This window comes from Microbacterium paludicola (genome assembly GCF_039529675.1).
Taxonomy (GTDB): domain Bacteria; phylum Actinomycetota; class Actinomycetes; order Actinomycetales; family Microbacteriaceae; genus Microbacterium; species Microbacterium paludicola.
In genome coordinates this window covers 147,819-168,582 of the sequence record NZ_BAAANG010000002.1, presented here as the reverse complement: position 1 = coordinate 168,582, position 20,764 = coordinate 147,819, and the positions used below count along the sequence as shown (strand labels likewise).

General features: G+C 69.6%; 22 protein-coding genes. 7 read left to right on the top strand and 15 right to left on the bottom strand.

Features of this window, described 5'->3' with window-relative positions:
- Nucleotides 1–4: 4 nt before the first annotated feature.
- From ABD161_RS02515 to ABD161_RS02490, 6 genes are all read right to left on the bottom strand, one after another.
- Nucleotides 5–1,597, bottom strand: a complete 1,593-nt coding sequence (locus ABD161_RS02515) for an ABC transporter substrate-binding protein (protein ID WP_343999382.1) — start codon at nt 1,595–1,597, stop codon at nt 5–7.
- Nucleotides 1,598–1,747: 150 nt separating this feature from the next.
- The gene (locus tag ABD161_RS02510) at nt 1,748–2,608 is read right to left on the bottom strand and encodes an Fpg/Nei family DNA glycosylase (protein ID WP_343999380.1); all 861 of its coding nucleotides are present in this window, start codon (nt 2,606–2,608) and stop codon (nt 1,748–1,750) included.
- Between the two features lie 79 nt (nt 2,609–2,687).
- A complete protein-coding gene (locus ABD161_RS02505; RefSeq protein ID WP_425560760.1) occupies nt 2,688–3,488 on the bottom strand; it encodes a mechanosensitive ion channel family protein in 801 nt (266 codons plus the stop codon).
- Nucleotides 3,489–3,564: 76 nt separating this feature from the next.
- Nucleotides 3,565–4,116, bottom strand: coding sequence for a GNAT family N-acetyltransferase (locus tag ABD161_RS02500; RefSeq protein WP_343999376.1), 552 nt, complete (start codon nt 4,114–4,116; stop codon nt 3,565–3,567).
- Nucleotides 4,109–5,113, bottom strand: coding sequence for a tryptophan--tRNA ligase (gene trpS, locus ABD161_RS02495; protein WP_343999375.1), 1,005 nt, complete (start codon nt 5,111–5,113; stop codon nt 4,109–4,111). Before trpS ends, ABD161_RS02500 begins: the two co-directional genes overlap by 8 nt.
- Before the next feature lie 202 nt (nt 5,114–5,315).
- A complete protein-coding gene (locus tag ABD161_RS02490; protein ID WP_343999374.1) occupies nt 5,316–6,212 on the bottom strand; it encodes an exodeoxyribonuclease III in 897 nt (298 codons plus the stop codon).
- Between the two features lie 79 nt (nt 6,213–6,291).
- Between ABD161_RS02490 and ABD161_RS02485 the strand changes: the two genes are divergently transcribed.
- From ABD161_RS02485 to ABD161_RS02455, 7 genes are all read left to right on the top strand, one after another.
- Entirely contained in the window at nt 6,292–7,443 is a 1,152-nt protein-coding gene (locus ABD161_RS02485) for an MFS transporter (RefSeq protein WP_343999372.1), read from the top strand.
- A gap of 149 nt (nt 7,444–7,592) precedes the next feature.
- Entirely contained in the window at nt 7,593–8,957 is a 1,365-nt protein-coding gene (locus ABD161_RS02480) for an SLC13 family permease (protein WP_343999371.1), read from the top strand.
- A gap of 38 nt (nt 8,958–8,995) precedes the next feature.
- Nucleotides 8,996–9,697, top strand: coding sequence for a class II aldolase/adducin family protein (locus ABD161_RS02475; RefSeq protein ID WP_055990697.1), 702 nt, complete (start codon nt 8,996–8,998; stop codon nt 9,695–9,697).
- The gene (locus tag ABD161_RS02470) at nt 9,694–10,683 is read left to right on the top strand and encodes a substrate-binding domain-containing protein (protein WP_055990453.1); all 990 of its coding nucleotides are present in this window, start codon (nt 9,694–9,696) and stop codon (nt 10,681–10,683) included. Before ABD161_RS02475 ends, ABD161_RS02470 begins: the two co-directional genes overlap by 4 nt.
- The gene (gene hcaB / locus ABD161_RS02465; RefSeq protein WP_055990451.1) at nt 10,676–11,467 is read left to right on the top strand and encodes a 3-(cis-5,6-dihydroxycyclohexa-1,3-dien-1-yl)propanoate dehydrogenase; all 792 of its coding nucleotides are present in this window, start codon (nt 10,676–10,678) and stop codon (nt 11,465–11,467) included. Before ABD161_RS02470 ends, hcaB begins: the two co-directional genes overlap by 8 nt.
- A complete protein-coding gene (phtC, locus tag ABD161_RS02460; protein ID WP_230667726.1) occupies nt 11,464–12,204 on the top strand; it encodes a 3,4-dihydroxyphthalate decarboxylase in 741 nt (246 codons plus the stop codon). Before hcaB ends, phtC begins: the two co-directional genes overlap by 4 nt.
- A gap of 70 nt (nt 12,205–12,274) precedes the next feature.
- The gene (locus tag ABD161_RS02455; protein ID WP_055990449.1) at nt 12,275–13,069 is read left to right on the top strand and encodes an IclR family transcriptional regulator; all 795 of its coding nucleotides are present in this window, start codon (nt 12,275–12,277) and stop codon (nt 13,067–13,069) included.
- Nucleotides 13,070–13,096: 27 nt separating this feature from the next.
- Here ABD161_RS02455 and ABD161_RS02450 read toward each other — a convergent pair whose 3' ends face one another.
- The 9 genes from ABD161_RS02450 to sdhC all read right to left on the bottom strand — a co-directional run bounded on the left by ABD161_RS02450 (nt 13,097) and on the right by sdhC (nt 20,632).
- Nucleotides 13,097–14,323, bottom strand: coding sequence for an NAD(P)/FAD-dependent oxidoreductase (locus tag ABD161_RS02450; RefSeq protein ID WP_343999367.1), 1,227 nt, complete (start codon nt 14,321–14,323; stop codon nt 13,097–13,099).
- Nucleotides 14,320–14,520 (bottom strand): ferredoxin, encoded by a 201-nt coding sequence (locus ABD161_RS02445; RefSeq protein WP_343999364.1) that lies wholly within the window; start codon nt 14,518–14,520, stop codon nt 14,320–14,322. The genes ABD161_RS02450 and ABD161_RS02445 overlap by 4 nt, the downstream gene beginning before the upstream one ends.
- Entirely contained in the window at nt 14,517–14,852 is a 336-nt protein-coding gene (locus ABD161_RS02440) for a hypothetical protein (RefSeq protein ID WP_343999363.1), read from the bottom strand. Before ABD161_RS02440 ends, ABD161_RS02445 begins: the two co-directional genes overlap by 4 nt.
- Nucleotides 14,849–15,436: a 3-phenylpropionate/cinnamic acid dioxygenase subunit beta gene (locus tag ABD161_RS02435; protein WP_055990437.1), complete on the bottom strand. Its 588-nt coding sequence runs from the start codon at nt 15,434–15,436 to the stop codon at nt 14,849–14,851. The genes ABD161_RS02440 and ABD161_RS02435 overlap by 4 nt, the downstream gene beginning before the upstream one ends.
- Nucleotides 15,433–16,917 (bottom strand): aromatic ring-hydroxylating dioxygenase subunit alpha, encoded by a 1,485-nt coding sequence (locus ABD161_RS02430; RefSeq protein ID WP_343999362.1) that lies wholly within the window; start codon nt 16,915–16,917, stop codon nt 15,433–15,435. Before ABD161_RS02430 ends, ABD161_RS02435 begins: the two co-directional genes overlap by 4 nt.
- A gap of 137 nt (nt 16,918–17,054) precedes the next feature.
- A complete protein-coding gene (locus ABD161_RS02425) occupies nt 17,055–17,870 on the bottom strand; it encodes a succinate dehydrogenase iron-sulfur subunit (RefSeq protein ID WP_343999361.1) in 816 nt (271 codons plus the stop codon).
- Entirely contained in the window at nt 17,870–19,696 is a 1,827-nt protein-coding gene (sdhA, locus tag ABD161_RS02420) for a succinate dehydrogenase flavoprotein subunit (protein WP_343999359.1), read from the bottom strand. Before sdhA ends, ABD161_RS02425 begins: the two co-directional genes overlap by 1 nt.
- A 28-nt stretch (nt 19,697–19,724) precedes the next feature.
- A complete protein-coding gene (sdhD, locus tag ABD161_RS02415) occupies nt 19,725–20,198 on the bottom strand; it encodes a succinate dehydrogenase, hydrophobic membrane anchor protein (RefSeq protein WP_135114187.1) in 474 nt (157 codons plus the stop codon).
- Nucleotides 20,198–20,632 carry a succinate dehydrogenase, cytochrome b556 subunit gene (sdhC, locus tag ABD161_RS02410; RefSeq protein ID WP_135114188.1) on the bottom strand — a complete coding sequence of 145 codons (435 nt, stop codon included), beginning with the start codon at nt 20,630–20,632 and terminating at the stop codon, nt 20,198–20,200. Before sdhC ends, sdhD begins: the two co-directional genes overlap by 1 nt.
- Between the last annotated feature and the right edge of the window lie 132 nt (nt 20,633–20,764).

Sequence of the window (20,764 nt, the reverse complement as noted above, 5' to 3'; positions counted from 1 at the left end):
GCGGTCACTCGGCCGGGGCGATGTCGGACAGTGGCACCTGCGGGCGCGCCTCGCTCACTTCCACGGGAGCGATCGTGTCGGTGGCGAAGTAGAACACCGGAGCGAAAACCACCGGAGCGAACCAGGCATCCTCCACGAGCTCCGTGGTGATCTGCTCGTAAAGCGCGGTCGCCTCCGCCGCGGGCGCGGCCACGGCTTCCGCGTATGCCGCCTCGATCGAGTCGCTCGTGGAGCCAAGGGGGTTGAAGATCGCGTCGGGACCGAACAGCCCGTCGTACTCCATCGGCAGCGGCTGCGACCCGTACCCGATGCCCGCGGCCGGATAGGTGCCGCCCGTCATGAGCTCGAAGTACTCGGGACCAGGCCGCGACTCGAGCTCCAGCGTGATGCCGACCTGCGAGAGCTGTTCGACGTACACCTGCGCGAGCGTGGCGGCGGTGGCCGACGTACTGGCGATCACGGGCAGCGTGAACCCGTCCGGGTAGCCGGCCTCGGCCAGCAGCTCGCGGGCCCGCTCCTGATCGAACGGGTAGTGCTGCTCGAGGCTCTCGACGTATCCGGGCTCGCTCGGCACCATCACCTGCTCGGTCGGGAACCCGTACTCGCCCAGGAGCGCGTCCGAGATGCCCTCGCGATCGAGCGCGTAGTTGATTGCCTGGCGCACACGCACGTCGCCCAGCGGCGAGCCCAGCTCGCCGTCGCGATCCAACAGGCTCAGGCCGTACGCGATGGTGGGCGCGAACAGCACGTCCAGGCCCGCGGACTCGGCCGATCCGGCCGTCGCGAGGTCGCCGACGGCGTAGTCGATCTCCCCGGCCTGCAGCGCGTTCAGCCGCTGCTCCGGGTTCTCCATCACCTGGATGACGATCTCATCCCAGTGTTGGCGGTCCGCGTCCCAGTAGTCGTCACGCGCCTCGTACACATAGCGCGACCCCGCGACGGTCTGCGTCGCGTCCAGAGCGTACGGACCGGCACCGGCCGTGGTCGTCGCCAGCCCTTCGGGGTCGTCGGCCAGAGCCTCCGGCGAGACCATCATGCCGGCCACCCACGTCTGCGTCAGCGCCTGGGGCGCGAGCGGGTGCGGGGTGTCCCACGTGATCCGCACCGTGTCGTCGTCGACCTTCTCGTAGGCCCCGCCGTTGACGAGCGTCGCGACGTTGCTGCGACCCGTGTCGAGGTGCTCGAAGTTCGCGATCACGGCGTCTGCGTCGAGCTGCGCGCCGTCGGAGAAGGTCACATCGTCGCGGACCGTGATCTCGAAGACGCGGTTCTGGTCGTCGACGAATCCCCACTCGGTCGCCAGCCCGGGGCTGAGCGTGCCGTCGAGCTCGACGCGGATGAGCGCGTCGTACGCGGGCTGCGCGAATGGGCTCGTCGACTGCTCCATGTTCGCGGGATCGAGGCTCGACGGGGGAGCGGCGAGGCCGATCGTGAGAGTGCCGCGGGCGGAGCCGCTGTCGTCGGCCTTCGACGACGCGCAGCCCGAAGCCGCGATGCCGATCGTGACCAGCGTGGCGGTGACGGCGAGCGTTCGGCGCGGTGTCGCGGCGCGGTGCGCGCCGGCCCGGGATGCCGCACGCATGGGTGAAGCGGACATGAGACCTCCTCGTCTGATGCGGCGGCCTTCACGTGGCCATCGCGTCCCTGTGCCGGGAAGTCAATCAGGGCCTCGACACCCTGCAAAACACTTTATGTGAACAGTTTTACATCCACCCGGCGCACGGCACCGCCAGGATCCAGGGACGCGCTACTTGAGCAGGCGCGACAGTCGCCGGTCGGCGAGTACTTTGCCGCCCGTCTGGCACGTCGGGCAGTATTCGAAGCTGCGGTCGGCGAGGAACACGCTGCGTACGGTGTCGCTGCACACCGGGCATTCCTCGCCCGCCCGCGCGTGCACGCTCATGCCGCGGCGCTTCGCGTCCTTCAGCTCCGCCGGCGGGCGACCGCGGGCGGCGGCGACCGCGTCTGTCAGTGTCTCGCGCATCGCGACGTACAGCCGGTCGACGTCGTCGGAGCCGAGGTTGGCAGCGAGCGCGTAGGGGGACATCCGGGCGGCGTGCAGGATCTCGTCCGAGTACGCGTTGCCGATGCCGGCGACCGTCTGCTGATCGCGCAGCACGCCCTTGATCTGCGTGCGGCGCCCGGCGAGCAGGCCGGCGAGGGTGTCGCGGGTGAAGGCGTCGTCCAACGGGTCGGGGCCGAGCCGCGCGACGCCCGGCACCTCGGCGGGGTCGCGGACGACATACACCGCGAGCGACTTCTTCGTGCCCGCCTCGGTGAGGTCGAAGCCGGAACCGTCGGCGAATCCGATGCGCAGCGCGATCGGCGAGCGGCCGGGTTTGATCACCGTTGCGGGCAGTGCGTCGTGCCACCGCAGCCACCCCGCCTTGGCAAGGTGGAAGACGAGGTGGAGGTCGCCGGCAGCGACGTCGACGAACTTGCCGTGCCGCTCGACTCCGCTCACCGCGCTGCCGACGAGCGCGTCGAGCCGCGGATCGAACGTCTTCAGCGCGGCGATCTGCGCGAGCCGCGCCGAGGCGATCTCGAGACCGCCGATCCTGGCGCGCAGGAACTCGACGAGACCCTCGACCTCGGGCATCTCCGGCATGCGGACCATCCTGCCTCGCCGTGGGTCGCGCGCACAACGCGGCCCGCACCGAGAGCGGTGCGGGCCGCGGCGCGCGGGGTCAGACCGGCGGTGTCTCGCCAGGCCGCGTGACCGGCGGGGTCGGCGGCACAGGCGGGACCGGCGGCACGTCGTGTGCGGCCGGGTTCGGCCGGGTCGGCGCGGTCGCGGGCCCGCTCGGCGCGCCGTCCGTCCGGGTGGCAGCCGCCGGGGCCGGGGCCTTCGCCGCCTCATGCGAGAGCGCGCCGAGCCAGCCCTCCCAGCGGGACTGCATCGGCTTGATGAGCCCACCGCCGACACCCACGACGACCACGCCGACGATGGCGGCGAGCACGGCGATGAGGATGGGCATCGTGACGGTGACGGCGACGCCGATCTGGTTCAGCGCGGCGATGACCCCGAGCGCGATGATCGCGATCACGACGATCCGCGTCAGAAGCGGCCCGAACGAGAACCTCGACAGGACCGGACGCAGCAGATCGCCGACGACGTTCGCGATCGCCGAGACGACGATCACGATGACGACCGCGACGAGGGCGCTCGGGATGAACGCCACGATGTCGTTCACGATCTGAGACACGGGGTTGTCCTGGCCGAACGCGCCGAGCGCGAGCTGCAGCGTGATGAGCAGGATGAAGTAGTAGATCAGCTTCAGCAGCAGATCGATCGGGCTGATGCCCGTCGGGGCGAGCAGTTTCGTCAGGCCCGACCTGTCGAGCATGCGCTGGAACCCGATCTTGTTCAGCAGGAACGTGAGCGCCTTGACGACGCCCTTCGCGATCAGCCATCCGATCAGCAGGATGACCAGGAACACGATGAGCTGCAGCACGAACGCGCCGACTCCGGCGAGCGTCGCGCCCAGCCCGGCTCCGATACCACGTGAACGCCCAGGCGGGGGTATCGTGCCCGATCGGGGCGCGGAATGCCCTGGCTGCGGGTCAGATCGCCCAGGCCTGAGGCGTGCGGGGATCGGTGGAGAGGAGCCCCGCGATCCAGCCGTCGACACGCGGGCCATGCCCGGCGAGGCCCCGACGGCGGATGCCCTCGAGCCGGAAGCCGAGGTCCTGCGCCACCCGCGCCGACGCCGTGTTCCCCACGACCGCGTGCCACTCGAGGCGCTCGAGCCGCAGAGGGCCGAACGCGAAGTCGACGACGGTGCGCGCGGCCTCGCCCATGTAGCCGCGACCGCGGCCCTGCGCCGCCAGCCAGTACCCGAGCTCGGCGGCGCCGTCCTTGATCCGGTGCAGCCCGATCATCCCCGCGAGCCCCGAGGCGTCGCGGATCGCCCAGACCAGCTCGGATCCGACGTCCCACCAGTGGGCCGCGAGTGCGACGAACTTCTCGGCGTCCTCGCGTGCGTATGGCGAGGGGACCGTCGTGTACTGCTGGATCAGCGGATCCTGGCAGGCGTCGAAGATCGCGTCGACGTCCGCGTCGACGGGGCGCGAGAGTGTGAGGCGGGCGGTCCGGAGGACGACCGGCTCACCCACGACGGAGAAGACCCACGCGCTCGTAGACGGTGGCGAGGGTCGCGTCGGCGACCTCGGCCGCGCGGTCGGCGTTCGCGGCGAGGACGCGGTCGAGCTCGGCCGGGTCGTCGAGCAGCTCGAGCGCGCGGGCGCGCACCGGCTCGAACTCGGCCACGACGACGTCGCGCAGGCCCTTCTTGAAGTCGCCGTAGCCGCGGCCCGCGTACTCGTCCTCGATCTCGGGGATCGGACGCCCCGAGAGGGCCGCGTAGATCGTGAGCAGGTTCGAGACGCCGGGCTTCTCGGCGCGGTCGTAGCGCACCGACCCCTCGCTGTCGGTGACCGCGCGCATGATCTTCTTCGCGGTCACGCTCGGCTCGTCCAGCAGCCACAGCACGCCGGCGTGCGACTCGGCCGACTTCGACATCTTCGACGTCGGATCCTGCAGGTCGTAGATGCGCGCGGTCTCGGCCTGGATCACCGGCTTCGGCACCACGAACGTGTCGCCGAAGCGCGAGTTGAAGCGCTCGGCCAGGTCGCGCGTCAGCTCGACGTGCTGCTTCTGGTCGTCGCCGACGGGCACCACATCCGTCTGGTACAGCAGGATGTCCGCCGCCATCAGGATGGGGTACGTGAACAGGCCCACGCTGGTCGCGTCCGCGCCCTGCTTCTGCGACTTGTCCTTGAACTGCGTCATCCGGCCGGCCTCGCCGAAGCCCGTGATGGTCGACAGGATCCACGCCAGCTCGGCGTGCGCGCGCACGTGCGACTGCACGTACAGGGTCGAGCGCGACGGCTCGATCCCCGCCGCGATGTACTGCGCCGCCGTGCGACGGGTCTTCTCCCGCAGGTGCTCCGGGTCCTGCGCCACCGTGATGGCGTGCAGGTCGACGACCGAGAAGAATGCGTCGTACTCGTCCTGCATGCCGCGCCACTGCAGGAGAGCCCCGATGTAGTTGCCGATCTGGAGCGAATCGGCGGAGGGCTGCATTCCGGAGTAGAGGCGCTGCTTGGTCACCCGTTGAGTCTATTTGCTCGCTTCGCTCGCGCCGCGCGCTGATCGATCGCTCGCCCGACGCTCCGCGCCGGGACTCGCGATCGATGACACGTCGCTCCGCTCCGTCCGGGGCGCGCTGGTGGGCCGCTTCGCGGCACGCTCGCTTCGCTCGCACGTGGTCGGAACAGCAGCGTCGGGATCCGGAGCAGGCGTTCTCGGTGTGTCAGTCGACGGTGTAGTCCGCCACCACGGGGGAATGGTCGCTCCAGCGGGTGTCGTAGGACGGGGCGCGGTCGACCCGATAGCCCGAGGCGCGCGGCGCCAGCGCGGGGGAGGCCAGGTGGTAGTCGATGCGCCAGCCCGAGTCGTTGTCGAACGCCTTGCCGCGCATGGACCACCACGAGTACGGGCCGTCGACCTCGCCCGCGGCCGCCCGGCCCACGTCGACCCAGCCGAGACCCGTGGCGCCCGCGCTGAAGGCACGGGTGTCGCTGCGCTCGTAGCCGAGACCACGCCCGATGCCCTCCTGGCCGGTCACGGGCTCGCCCGCGGCGGTCAGGAAGCGGTCGAAGTACGCCCGCTCGCGCGGCAGGAAGCCGGCCTTGGTGACGTTGCCCTTCCAGTTGCGGATGTCGAACGGCCGGTGCCCGACGTTCAGGTCGCCGGTCACGAGGGCGAGACCGCCGTCGGCGGACAGCTCCGGCAGCCGGCGCTCCATCGCGTCGAGGAACGCCCACTTGGGATCCTGCTTCGCCGGGGTCTCTGCCTCACCCGTGGGCACGTATGCGCTGACGACGGTCAGTGTCTCGTCCCCGAACTCGAAGTCGGCCTCGATCCAGCGGCCGTTGGACTCGAGCGCGTCGTCGCCGAGCTCGACGCGCGAGATCGAGCACTCCTCGCGGCTCGCGATCGCGACGCCCGCGCGGCCCTTCTGCAGCGACGCGTCGGCCACGATACGCCACCCCGGCAGCGCCGCCTCGAGGTGCTCGAGCTCGGCGCGCACCTCCTGCAGCGTGATGATGTCGGGCTGCGCGGCCTCGACCCACGCGCCCATCCCGTTGCGGGCGGCGGCCCGGATCCCGTTGACGTTGACAGAGGCGATGCGGACCGAACGAGGCATGCCCTAAACGTAACAAGGACCCCCGACATCACGTCCTGCCGTGGAATCCGTCTCTGCACAGTGGAATAGCATGCGCAGGGTGCGCGGTCTTCGAGGGCAGGGTGGCAAGGCGGGCTCCGTCGCGATCGATGTCGTGACGGGGCTCTACGCGCTCGCGCTCGCCGCGTCGGGAGTCATGCTCACGTTCGTCGCCATTGCGGATGGGCTCTCCCTCGCGGTCATCGCTGCTCTCGGGGCGACTTCCGCGGCGGCGCAGTTCGTCTCGCGCGTCGCGGTCGGGGCGCTGTACCGCGTGGCGACCGATCGTGTGATCATGGCGGGCGCCCTCGGGATGCTTGCGGCTTCGATGGTCCTTGTGCTGGCGGCGCCTGGGGTCACAGGGCTCGTGCTCGCCCAGGTCCTGCAGGGTGTCTCGAGGGCGTGCTTCTGGAGTGGCTCGCAGGTGCATGTGATCCGGATCGCGGCCCGACCCGCTCCGCGAATGGCTCGCAACCAGTTCATCGCCAACGGGCTCGGCGCGCTCGGCCCGATGCTCGCGGGCGCGCTGGCGGACGGTGGCCCGCGATCCGCAGCCGTCCCGATCGCTGTCGTCGCTGTGCTGGGCGCGGGGCTGTGCGCGCTGTTGGCGCCGCTGCCGCTCTTCGAGCGCGTGCCGAAGAGCGCCGACAACCGCATCTGGCGGTACCGCGACGTGAGGGTCGGATCCCTGGGAAGCCTCGCGGCAGGGGGCTTCAATGCGATCCTCGTCACGTTCGTCCCGGTGCTGTTCGACGATGTCGGATGGTCGGAGGCGGATGTGGGGCTGCTGGTCGGCACGGCGAACGGTGGGCTCGTGGTCGGCGCGCTGCTCGGTGGGTGGCTGCCACGCCGTCGCCACACGCCTGCACTCACGGCGATGACCGCGGCCATCGGGTTGGGTGTCGTCGCGCTCGCGGCGGCGGACGCGGCACCCGTCCTGTCGATCGCCGGCGTCGTCGGGGCGGGGATCGCGTCGGGTGTGGTCCTGACGCTCGGGCCGACGGTCGTGGCGGCGGCCGTCCCCGATCCTCAACGCGGTAGTGCCGTCGTGTTCGCGGGCGTCTTCCGTGCGGGCGCGCTCCTGGCCATGCCGCTTCTCGTGACGGCGGTCACGCTCGTCGCGCCGATGGCCATTGCCATGGCTGCGGGCGGGATCGCCGCGGGCGCGCCGGGAGTGCTCGCCGCCCTGATCCGTCCGCGCCGCGGCCGGTGAGCACCGCCGAGCGCGGACGGGGCATAGCGGCGGGGGTTGACACGGTCTCGTTCAATCAGAATCATGTTCTGCAAGACAGAAAGCGATGACGGCGGCGTTGTCGCTCCCTTCACAGACGCGCACAGTGGCGTGCGCGGAGAGGACGTAACGTGAGCATTCACGTCGTCGGAGTCATCGCGCTGGTCCTGGTGTTCGTACTCGGCACCGTGCGCCCCGTGAACATCGGCATCTTCGCTCTGATCGCGACATTCGCGATCGGCGTCACGATGGCAGGCGAGGATCCGAAGGAGGTGCTGGCCGGCTTCCCCGCGGACATCTTCGTGCTGCTCGTCGGCGTGACATACCTGTTCGGCCTCGCCTCGACCAATGGGACGCTGGAGTGGATCGTCGAACGCGCTGCCCGTGCGTTCGGAGATCGTCCGGCACTTGTCCCGTGGCTGATCTTCATCTTCTCGTCGCTGCCCACCATGGCGGGCGCCCTGGGCCCGGCCGGGGTCGCGATGCTCGCGCCGCTGTGCCTTCGGCTCGGCGAGCGCTACGGGCTCAGCCGGCGGATGTCCGCGCTCATGACCATGCACGGATCCTGCGCGGGCAACTTCTCGCCGATCAACGGGCTCGCGATCATCGCACAGCACGCGGCGGAGAACAACGGCCTGCACGTGTCGGGGACCGCGCTGTTCCTGGGCAACCTCGGGTACAACGTGGCTCTCGCGGTCGTCATCTACTTCGTCTTCGGCGGGCGCACCCTGATGCGCGATGCGCGTGCCCACCGCGTCGCGGTGAGCGAGCGCGTGCTCGTCGCTGCGGACGGCGCGACGATCGGCGCGACGGGCGCGGCGGTCACCGGTGGGACGTCCGCGGGTGGCCCGGCCAAGGGCGGGTTCACGGAGCTGCTCGGGCACCCGAAGACCCCGATCCGCCTCGATCAGGTGGTCACGCTGATCGTCATCATCGGCGTCGCGATCGCCGCGCTCGTGTTCGACTTCGATCTGGGCTTCGTCACGCTGGTGGCAGCGGCCCTGCTGCACTCGATCTTCGCGAACTACTTCGACGGCGCGGACAAGAAGATCGTCTGGTCCGTCGTCCTCCTGATCTGCGGCATCACCACCCTCGTGGGAGCCATGCAGCGCTTCGGCACCGTCGAGTGGATCGGGGGCGGACTCGCCGACATCGGCGCGCCGCTGCTCACGGCGTTCCTGCTGTGCCTCATCGGGGCCGTGACATCGGCGTTCGGCTCGAGTGCCGGGCTGATCGGCGTACTGGTGCCTCTCGCGGTGCCGTTCATCGCCATGGGCGGGATCGATGCCACGTGGGTGCTGGTCGCGCTCGTCATCTCCGCGACGGTGGTGGACGCGATGCCGTTCTCCTCGGTCGGCGCTCTGACGCTGTCGACCGCGCCGGAGGAGGAGCGCCCGAAGCTGTTCCGATTCATGCTCCTGTGGGGCGGGATCATGATCGTCACGGCGCCGGTCTTCACCTGGCTCGCCTTCATCCTCCCGGCGTCGCTGGCATGACCACCGACATGACGATCGCGAAGAGAGGGAACGACTCCATGGGCGAAGTGCGTGAGCAGGTCTCGCTGTCCTCCCGTGTGCTCGCCGCAGCCGGGCACGGGGATCTCGTCTGGGGGCACGCGTCGGCGCGGGATCCCGAGGGCCGCGGCATCTGGATCAAGGCCGCGGGGTGGGGACTGGACGAGATCACGCCGTCGCGCGTGCATCTCGTGGACGACGACGGCCGCCTCGTCGAGGGCGAGGGGCAGCCGCACAGCGAGTGCGCGATCCACTCCGAGGTGATGGCGGCGCGTCCGGACGTGGGGGCCGTCGTGCACACGCATCCGCCCCACGCGGTCGCGCTCGCCGCGACGGGACAGGAGCTGCGGCCGGTGAGCCACGCCGCGAACATGTTCGTTCCGCCCGCCGTGCCGCGCTTCACGCAGACGGCCGACCTCATCCTGACGCGCGAACTCGGCGCGGCGGTGGCGGCGGCGCTGGGCGAGGCGAAGGCGCTGTTCCTCGTGAACCACGGCATCGTCGCTGTCGGCCGGGACATCCGAGAGGCCACCGTGACGGCCGTGCTGCTCGAGCGGGCGTGCGAGCAGCAGATCCTCACGCACGCCGCCGGTGGATGGCCCAGCTGGTCCGCGGCCGAGGAGTCGCTCGCCAAGCGCGGGCACATCTATCACGAGGCCGCGCTCGCGAGCGTGTGGGACTACCTCGTGCGACGGCTGCCGGGAGAAGGAGCGCGCGGATGAGCCTGACCTTCACGATGGCCTGTCAGGCATACGACCGCATGGATCTGCTGCGCCGAGGCGCTGTTCGGCTCGGGGACGCGGAGGTCAACTTCCTCGATCTCCCGGTGGAGGAGACGTTCTTCCGCATGGCGCGGTTCCGCGAGTTCGACATCGCCGAGATGTCGCTGTCGTCCTACACGCTGAGTCTGAGCCGCGGAGCGCCGTTCGTCGCGATCCCCGTGTTCCCTTCGCGTGCGTTCCGGCACAGCGCGATCTACGTGCGCGAGGACTCCGAGATCACCGACGCCGCGCAGCTCGCAGGCCGCGCGGTCGGAGTCCCCGAGTACCAGATCACGGCCGCCGTCTGGATCCGGGGCATCCTCGCGGAGCACCACGGGCTGCCTGTCTCGTCCGTGTCGTACCGCACAGGGGGCCTGGACGAGCCGGGCCGTTACGAGAAGATCGCTCTCGACCTGCCCGACGATGTCTCCGTGACCCCGATCTCCGAAGGCCGGACGCTGTCGCAGATGCTGCTCGACGGCGAAATCGACGCGATCCACAGCGCGCGCAATCCTGGCCCGTACAACGCACCCGGCCATGGCGGCATACGGCGACTGTTCCCGGACACCGAGGCGGTGGAGCGGGACTACTTCGCGCGCACCGGGATCTTCCCGATCATGCACGTCCTGGTGGTGCGCCGCGACGTCTATGAACAGCACCGGTGGCTGCCGCGGGAGCTGATGAAAGCCGCGGAGCTCTCCAAGCGGGTGGGGCTCGCGGGGATCGACGAGACCGCGGCGCTGAGGTTCGCCCTGCCCTGGCTGTGGGCGGAGGTGGAGCGCACACGCGAGGCACTCGGCGACGACTGGTGGCCGTACGGGCTGGAGGCGAATCGCCACGTGCTGGACACCTTCCTGCGGTACTCACATGAGCAGGGGCTCGCGCCCGAGCGCTATCGCGCCGAGGACCTGTTCGCCCCCGAGACGCTGGAGCGCGTCATTGTCTGAGGTCGGGTGGCTCCAGGGGAAGCGCGCGCTGATCGTCGGAGCAGGGTCGGGGATCGGCAGGGCCGTCGTCGACGCGTACCGCGCGGAGGGGGCGCGGGTCGCGGTCCTGGAGCGGGACCCGGCGAAGGTCGCCGCGCTCCGGAGCGAGCTGCCGGAGGTGCCCGCCGTGCAGGGGGATGCGACGACTCGCGAGGCGAACGAGGCGGCGGTCGCCGCGACCGTGGCCGCGTACGGCGGGCTGGACGTCCTCGTCAGCTGCGTCGGCATCTTCGACTTCTATCGCGGGATCTCGGACATCGACGCGGATCAGATCGACGCCTCGTTCGACGAGATGTTCCGCGTGAACGTGAAGAGCCAACTCCACGCCGTCAAGGCCGCGCTGTCGGCGCTGCGCGAGGCGCGCGGATCGATCCTGCTGACGGAGTCGACATCCGCGTACTACCCGGGGCGCGGCGGCGTGCTGTACGTGCCGAGCAAGTTCGCGGTGCGCGGGCTCGTGACGGCCCTCGGGCACGAGCTGGCGCCGGACATCCGGGTGAACGGCATCGCGCCCGGGGGCACGGTGGGCACGGATCTGCGCGGCGTCGGCAGCCTCGGCCTCGGCGCGCGCAGTCTCGGCGACGTCCCGAACCGCGCGGACGACATCGCCGCGCGAGTCCCGCTGAAGGTCGCGCTGTCCGGCGCGGATCACGCGTGGAGCTACGTGTTCCTCGCGTCCGACCGTGCGCGGGGGATCACGGGGGATGTCATCCACACCGACGGGGGAATGGGGATCAAGGCATGATGCGGGCGGACTTCGCGGCGGAACGGCGGCTCATCGCGGACGCCTGCCGTGTGCTGGCGGGGCGCGGTCTCGCAGATGGCATCCTGGGGCACATCAGCCTGCGCGTGGGCGAGCACATCATGCTCGTGCGGTGCCGCGGCCCGCACGAGCGCGGCCTCGGGTACACCACGCCCGACGACATCCGGCTCGTGGACTTCGAAGGCGAGGCCGCGGCACCAGGTGAGCTCGACGGCTGGTCGGTCCCCAACGAACTGCCTCTGCACGCGGAGGTGCTGCGCCGCCGGCCGGCCGTGGCGGCAGTGGTGCACGCTCACCCGCCTCGCGTCGTGGCGGCCGATCTCGCCGGGATCCGGATCCGTCCTCTCATCGGCGCGTTCGACATCCCCGGCACGCGGCTCGCGGCCGGCGGCGTGCCCGTGTACGCGCGCGGCGTCCTCGTCCGCAACCGGACGTTGGCGGCCGAGATGGCGGACGCGATGGGCGAGCGCCCGCTGGTGGTGCTGCGCGGGCACGGCATCACCAGCGCGGCCGCCGGCGTCGAGCAGGCGGTGCTGCAGGCGATCAGCGTCGACATCCTGGCGGGTCTGTCGCTCGTTGTCGCGTCGGCGGGAGGAGAGATCGTCGATCTTCCCGAGACGGACATGGCCGAGCTGCCGGACCTCGGCACCGGTTTCAACACGGCCACGGCCTGGCGGCATGAGCTCGCCCGGCTGCGGGGCGTCGTCCGCACGGAATGAGCCACCGCGCCGCGCCGAGTGTCCGGAACGCCCGGCCGCGACTCTCCGCGCCGCGCATAGGATTTCTGTCATGAAGAAGAGCGGTACGGTCGACCTCCCGGCGAGCGGCCCCGCGCCGCAGTACCCGATCGAGTCGGTCGACAACGCACTCAAGATCATCCATCTCCTCGGCGCGCGGCCCGAGCTGCGGCTGACCGAGGTGGCGGAGGCACTCGGTGTCGCATCGTCGACCGCGCACCGGCTGCTCGCGATGCTGCAGTATCGCGGGTTCGTCCGCCAGGATGCGGCGTCGAAGACCTATCGGGCCGGCGGGGCGCTCTCGAGCGTGTCGTTCGCGATCCTGCAGCGGTTCGACGTGCGCGAGGCCGTGCGCCCGCTGCTGCGTCGGCTGAACGAGGAGTTCCGCGAGACGGTGCACCTCGCGACGCTCGACGGCGCGCAGGTGCGCTTCATCGACGCCATCGAGAGCCCCCAGGCCGTGCGGGTGGCGTCGCGCCTCGGGCGGACCATGCCCGCCAACTGCACGTCGTCCGGGAAGTCGATGCTCGCGTCGCTGTCGGCCGACGAGCTGCACAGGACGTTCCCCGGTGAGGAGCTCGAGACGCTGACGGAGAAGTCGATCCGACGGCTCCCCGAGCTGGAGCGCGCCTTGGAAGAGGTCCGCCGCCGCGGGTACGCCGTGGGTGACGAGGAGAGCGAGCACGGCGTGTGCTCGGTCGCGGCCGCGTTCCCCGCCGGTGCCCTGCCGATGCGGCTCGCGATCAACGTCTCCGTCCCCGCAAGCCGCATGGACGACACCACGCGCGCCCGCCTCGGCGAGCGGCTCGCGTCGGCGATCGACGAGAGCGCCATCACGGCGCTCTGAGGAGTGCGCGACGCGCAGCCGATCCGTTCAGGAGACGACGGGCGCCGGCGCCTTGGCGGTGATCTCCGTCAGCATCGTCACGAGCGCATCCGCGTCGCCTCGATCGGCCACCGCGCGGCGGGCGGCGATGAGCGCGCGCGGCCAGTTCACGATGACGGCGCCCGTCACGCGCGCGCCGTCGGAGTACACGACGGCGAAGCGATCGTGCGCGGGGTCGCCGATCAGCTGCGATTCGGCGGAGCCCGTGCGGCCAACCACCTGAATCTTCCAGTCGTACTGGTCGCTCCAGACGTACTCGACCGGCACATACGCGCGCGCCTCCGCCGGGGAGAGCAGGTTGTGCGCGACGAGACGCGCCTGATCCGCGGCGCTCGTCCAGTGCTCCAGGCGGGTCGAGCCCGACCCGTCCTCATGCTGCCAGCGGCAGACATCGCCGACGACGAACACGTCCGCGGCGCCGATCGCGCGGAGCCGGCCGTCCGTGACGATGCCGTTGTCGACAACGAGCCCGGATCCCTCGAGCCACTCGGTGTTGACGACGGCGCCGATGCCCACGAGCAGCGCGTCAGCGGTGATCCGCTCGCCATCTGAGAGGCGGACCCCGAGCTCCCGGCCGACGCGCTCGACACCGTCGACGCCCGTCCCAAAACGCGTCCGGACCCCCTCGGCGGCGTGCTTGTCGAGGAAGATCCGCCCGACGTCCTCGTTGAGCACGCGGGACATCGGCGCGGGCAGCGGATCGACGATCGTCACGTCGACGCCGGCCTTGCGTGCGGTCGCCGCGACCTCCGCGCCGATGAACCCGCCGCCCACGATCACGAGACGACGGCCCGGCTGCAGCGCGGAACGCAGCGCGTGTGCGTCGGCGGTCGTGCGCAGCACATGGATGCCCGGCCCCTCGCCCCACGGTGACGTGCGCGCGCGGGATCCGGTTGCGATCACCAGTGCGTCGTACGCCAGCCGCTCGCCGTCCTCGAGCAGCAGCTCCTTCGCCGCAGGGTCGAGCCCCGTCGCGGCGACGCCGAAGCGCCAGGACGCGTCGATCGCGGCGAGGTCTTCCTGATCGATCAGCCGGATCGCGCCGAGGTCGTCCGGCGATGTGAGGTAGGCCTTCGACAGGGGCGGCTTGTCGTACGGGTGCGCGACGTCCTCCTTCTCGACCACGACGATCTCGCCGTCGAATCCTCCGGAGCGCAGACCCTGCGCCGTCTTCACACCGCCGACCGAGGCGCCGACGATGACGATCCTGGTCATCCCCGGATCACCTTCAGCGCCGACACCGGGCAGCTGCGGGCCGCCTCCTCGACGCGCGTCAGCTCCGCGTCCGGGACGTCCGTCTGCAGCAGCACGACCACGCCGTCGTCGTCGATGTCGAAGTAGTCCGAGGCGCCGACCACGCAGTTCGCGTAGCCCTGGCAGGCGCCGTGGTCGGCCTTCACAATGGCGGTCATCTCATCACCTCTCCCTCCGCCGGCGACTGTGCCGGCTCCGGGAACATGGGCTCGTACGGCGACGCGATCATCGCCGAGAAGGTCTGCGTCGTCTGCCACGTGAGCGCTTCGAGCTCGAGCGGGTCGAGGGCGATCCACTGGCCCGACTTCGGCGACTCGATCAGCAGGCGCGCACCGTTTCGGGTCTCCACGTGCGATACACGGATCTCGCTGAATTCGTTTGCGATCGTCAGCGGCACGCCGATCGTGCGCTCGACGAGCCGCTGATGCGCCTCGTACGCGCGGTGCGCGGCGGCGCGATCGATGTCCTCGCCTTCCCATTCGAGAGTCATAGGAAGATCGCCAGGTTCTGGGTGCGCAGCACCGACTCGTCGATCATGATCACACGTCGCGCCAGCACGTAGCCGTCCTCCGTGCACCGCAGGACGTCCTCGCGCTGCGCGGACAGGATCGACGCGGGATTCGTGTCGCTGCGGCTGCGGAACAGCAGCACGGCGGAGTCGACGATGAGCTCGCCCTCCACGTCGGTCTCGAACGTGCGCACGTTGGTGACGTAGTGCCGCAGGCGGGACGGGGGATCCTCGGTCCACGCGTGCTCGGTGAGAAACCGCGCTACGCGGCGACTCAGGGAGTACTTGTTCTCGTCCCAGTGCGCCATGCCCGGAGAGGTCGTGTAGCCCGCGCCGAGGGCGGTCGTGACCCGCACGGGCATGAGGTAGTGCACATCGTCCGCGATGGTGGCGAGCCAGTCCTCGTACCGCTGGTCGTCGAGCGTGTACGCCTCCTCGACCAGCCAGCGCGACAGCTCGAGGTGCCGCGCGTCCCCGAAGGACAGCGACGGTCCGACCTTGCGGGCCTGCGTCGCGCCCCGATTCAGCACGGACTCCGCGGACAGCTCCGCTCCGACGAACGTCATGCCGTCACTCCTTCCGTGTCCACCGCGCCGTCGCCGGCCGCGGTGCCCGCGTCGCAGGAATCACCGGTCGCGCAGTCGCCCGTCGCGGCGGCGACCGCCGCCGAGGGCGTCAGTCGCACCCCGCCCAGTCCGATCGGCCGCTGCGGCTCCGGCGCATCCGCCTCCACGTAGTCGGCCCAGCGCTCGAGCAGGTGGCGCTGGTTGTACTCGCCGTATCCGACGTGCGCGACGCCGGGCCCCGCCCACTCGTCGTCGCCGAGCGGCTCCACGACGGGGCTGCCGTCCTTCATCATGCCCATGCGGCTGTTCAGCAGCAGGCGCCTCGCCATCGCGCCCTTGGCGGTGTTCGTCAGCGACACCCAGTTCTCGACGTCGTCCTGCTCGAACATGCCGGTCGAGCCGAAGCACATGAGGTACGCCTTGTAGCTGAGCTCCTTGAACTCCTCGGGCGCATCGGCCGCGACCGCGAACCACGAGTAGACCTCGGTCTCGCACTCGCTGATCGGCACCCAGGTGCGCAGCGAGATGAAGGGGAGCACATCGTCGCCGTCCTCCACCTTGGGCCAGTTGTGCACCAGGCTCATGTTCGGGAAGACGGATGCGGCCGAGATCATGAATCCGTTGTCGCCGATCACATCGAGCTGCTCCTGCGACCAGGTCTGCTTCATCCGCTCGATCATGTCGTCGGGATATCCGACGTAGCGCAGCCGCTCCTCGAGCGTCCCCGGCGGCAGTTTGTAGGTGGTGCCGCCGCCGTTTCCGGCCCAGTACGTGTTGCCGTCCTTGCGCTTCTCGGCCTTCGGCTCGCGGAACAGGCCGATCTCCACGACGGACGTGTGCGTCTGGGGCGTGTGGTACATGTCGCCCGCGAAGTTCTCGGCGCCGATCTTCCAGTTGGCGTTCACGCGCCAGCGTTGCGGGCCCCGCAGCTCGATGCCCGCGGCGGACTGCTTCGTGTAGAAGTCGAGGAAGAACGCGAAGTCGCCGAGGTAGTCGGGGAGACTCGGTGCGTCCGGATCCATGCTGATGAAGATCAACCCGTTGTACGTGTCGAGGTTCGGCGCCGGAAGGAGGCGGGCCCCCTTGCGGCTGAAGCCCTCTTCGCCGCCGTACGCCTCCTGATGGAACGGCAGTCCCACGATCCGGCCGTCGTTGCGGTAGGACCAGCCGTGATAAGGGCAGCGGAAGTGCGAGGCGTTGCCCATCTCCGCACGGCACACCTGCATGCCGCGGTGCAGACACATGTTGAAGTGGGCGCGGATCTCGCCCTTCTCGTCTCGCACCACGATGAACGAGTCGTCCAGCACCTTGCGGACGACGTAATCGCCCGGCTGGGGAATCTCCGACTCGTGGCCGACGAACAGCCACGCGCGGCTGAAGAGGTTCCTGCGTTCGCGTTCGAAGATCTCGGCATCGTTGTAGATGTGCGCGGGCAGCATGCCGTTGCGCACCTCGTCGTAGATGGTGGGGCTTGTCGTCATCGCCAATCCTTCACGGTCATCTGCAGAAACGAAATCTGCTCTGCAGAAACTGTACCGCGAGATCCGGAGAGACACCAGCCCGGGCATGCGAAAGGGCCCGTGGCATCAGCCACGGGCCCTTGACGAGCGAGGAGGCGTCAGGCGTGCAGCAGCTTGAGCGACTTCTTCTGGCTCTCGGTGCCGCGCATCACTGCCTGCTTCACGTCGGCGATGGCCTTCGTGATCTCGATGCCGCGGGGGCAGGCCTCGGTGCAGTTGAAGGTCGTGCGGCAGCGCCAGACGCCCTCCTTGTCGTTGAGGATCTCGAGGCGCGCGTCGCCCGCGTCGTCACGCGAGTCGAAGATGAAGCGGTGCGCGTTCACGATCGCGGCGGGGCCGAAGTACTGCCCGTCGGTCCAGAACACGGGGCACGACGAGGTGCACGCGGCGCACAGGATGCACTTCGTGGTGTCGTCGAAGATCGCGCGGTCGGCGACCGTCTGCAGGCGCTCCTTGCCCTTCTCGGGCTTCGACGACGCCTGCAGGAAGGGCTGCACCTCGCGGTAGGCGTCGAAGAACGGGTCCATGTCGACGATGAGGTCCTTCTCGAGCGGCAGGCCCTTGATCGCCTCGACGTAGATCGGCTTCGAGATGTCGAGGTCCTTGATCAGCGTCTTGCAGGCGAGGCGGTTGCGGCCGTTGATGCGCATGGCGTCCGACCCGCAGATGCCGTGGGCGCACGAGCGGCGGAACGCGAGCGATCCGTCCTGGTCCCACTTGATGCGGTGGAGGGCGTCGAGCACGCGGTCGGTCGAGTACATCTCGACGTCGTAGTCGACCCAGCGCGGCTCGCTGTCCTTCTCCGGGTCGAAGCGCCGGATGATGAAGGTGACGAGGTACGACTGGATCGCCGGGTCGGCGGACTCGGCGGGGGCGGTCTCGGTGGTCTCGGCGACGACGGCGGTGGCGGCCATCAGTACTTCCTCTCCAGCGGCGGGTAGTTCAACTCGCCCTTGTCGTTCTTGGTGAACACGACGGGCTTCCAATCGAGCTTGATGTGGTCCTCGGGGTCGGACGAGTGCGGGTCGCCCGTGAGGTACGCCATCGTGTGCTGCATGTAGTTCTCGTCGTCGCGCGTCTGGTAGTCCTCGCGCATGTGGCCGCCGCGGCTCTCGCGGCGGTTGCGCGCGGCGTAGGCGACGATCTCCGCGATGTCGAGCAGGAAGCCCAGCTCGACGGCCTCGAGCAGGTCGGTGTTGTACCGCTTGCCCTTGTCGTCGACGTAGATGTTGCGGTACCGGTCGCGCAGCTCGGCGATCGTGCCGAGCACGTCCGTCAGGCTCTCCTCGGTGCGGAACACCTGCGCCTTGTCGTCCATCTCGTCCTGCAGCTTCTTGCGGATGTCGGCGATGCGCTCGGTGCCCTGCGAGTTGCGGATGCCCTCGATCATCTCGCGGACGCCGGCGGCCGGGTCCTCCGGGAGCGGCACGAAGTCGGCGGTCTTGACGTACTCCACCGCGTTGCGGCCGGAGCGCTTGCCGAAGACGTTGATGTCGAGCAGCGAGTTGGTGCCGAGGCGGTTGGCGCCGTGCACCGAGACGCAGGCGCACTCGCCGGCGGCGTAGAGGCCCGGGACCACGGTGTCGTTGTCGCTGAGCACCTCGCCGGCGTTGTTGGTCGGGATGCCGCCCATCGCGTAGTGCGCGGTCGGCATCACGGGCACCGGCTCGACCACGGGGTCGATGCCGAGGTAGGTGCGCGCGAACTCGGTGATGTCGGGGAGCTTCGTCTCGAGCACCTCGGCGCCCAGGTGCGTGCAGTCGAGAAGCACGTAGTCCTTGTTCGGGCCGGCGCCGCGACCCTCGCGGACCTCCTGCACCATGCAGCGGGCGACGATGTCGCGGGGTGCGAGGTCCTTGATGGTGGGGGCGTAGCGCTCCATGAAGCGCTCACCTGACGCGTTGCGCAGGATGGCGCCCTCGCCTCGGGCGCCCTCCGTGAGCAGGATGCCGAGCCCGGCGAGGCCCGTCGGGTGGAACTGGAAGAACTCCACGTCCTCGAGCGGCAGGCCCTTGCGCCACACGATGCCGACGCCGTCGCCCGTGAGCGTGTGCGCGTTCGAGGTGGTCTTGAAGATCTTGCCGAAGCCGCCGGTCGCGAAGATGACGGCCTTCGAGTGGAAGACGTGGAGCTCACCGGTGGCCAGCTCGTAGGCGACGACGCCGGCGATCTGCGTCTTGCCGTCGGCGTCCTTCACGGTGATCAGGTCGAGCGCGTAGAACTCGTTGAAGAAGTTGATGCCGAGCTTGACGCAGTTCTGGAACAGCGTCTGCAGGATCATGTGGCCGGTGCGGTCCGCGGCGTAGCAGGCGCGGCGCACGGGCGTCTTGCCGTGCTCGGCGGTGTGCCCGCCGAAGCGGCGCTGGTCGATCTTGCCGTCCGGGGTGCGGTTGAACGGAAGGCCCATGTTCTCGAGGTCGATGACGGCCTCGATGGCCTCCTTCGCCAGGATCTCCGCCGCGTCCTGGTCGACGAGGTAGTCGCCGCCCTTGACGGTGTCGAAGGTGTGCCACTCCCAGGAGTCCTCCTCGACGTTCGCGAGCGCCGCGGCCATGCCGCCCTGCGCCGCGCCCGTGTGCGAGCGGGTCGGGTAGAGCTTCGTGATCACCGCGGTCTTCGCGCCGGGGCCCGCCTCGATCGCCGCGCGCATGCCGGCGCCGCCGGCGCCGACGATCACGATGTCGAACTGGTGGTAGTGGACGCCGTCGCGCACGACGGACTCGCTGGTCTGGATCGTCATATTCCTGGATCTCTTCGTCGGACGACGGTTACTGAGCGGCGCACATCTCGGCGAGCATGCTGCCCGCCTCGTGCTGGAACGGGTTGCCCAGGCCGTCGAAGCACGGGTCGAACGAGAAGACGACCCACGTGCCACCGAGCACCATGAAGGCCACGACGATCCAGACGACGGCCACCAGCGTCGTGCGCACCTTCTGGTTGTGCACGTAGTCGTTGATGATCGTGCGCATTCCGTTGCCGCCGTGGATGAGCGCCAGCCAGAGCATGAGCACGTCCCACCACTGCCAGAACGGCGTGGAGAACTTGCCCGTCACGAACGCGAAGTTGAGCGCGTGCACGCCGTTCTCCGGGAGGACGAGGTTCACCATGAGGTGGGTCAGGATGAGCACGACCAGCAGCACGCCGGAGACGCGCATGTAGATCCAGCCCCACTTCTCGAGGTTGACGCCCTTGCGGGGAGCCCGGTGCGGCGCGCGCGGCGCGGCGAGCGTGTCGGCGGTCATCAGTGTCCCCCTCCGATGTGCGAGAACGTGTTGATCAGCTGACGCGGCACGAAGCCGGCCATCAGCACGACCCAGATCGCGATGACTCCCCAGAAGAGCTGGCGCTGGTACATCGCGCCCTTCGCCCAGAAGTCGACGAGGATGATCCGCAGCCCGTTGAAGGCGTGGAACAGGATCGCGCCGACCAGTGCGATCTCGCCGAGGCCCATGATCGGGTTCTTGTACGTGCCGATCACGGCGTCGTACGCCTCGGGGGCCATGCGGATGAGGCCGGTGTCGAGCACGTGCACAAGGAGGAAGAAGAAGATCGCCACACCGGTGATGCGGTGCAGGACCCACGACCACATTCCCTCGCGACCCCGGTAAAGGGTTCCTCGGGGGACTTTCGAAGTGGTCTCCTTGACCGACAATGTCGTGCGCGTAGGAGCGGACACGTCGTTCCTCCCTGTCGTTGCGAGGTCTCTCGCCCGGATGGCACGCGGAGCGTCCGTGGGCCCACCAACTCTACTTCGCCCTCGGCGAACGCCGCGATGAAGGCGAACCTAACTATCTCGACGTCGAGATAA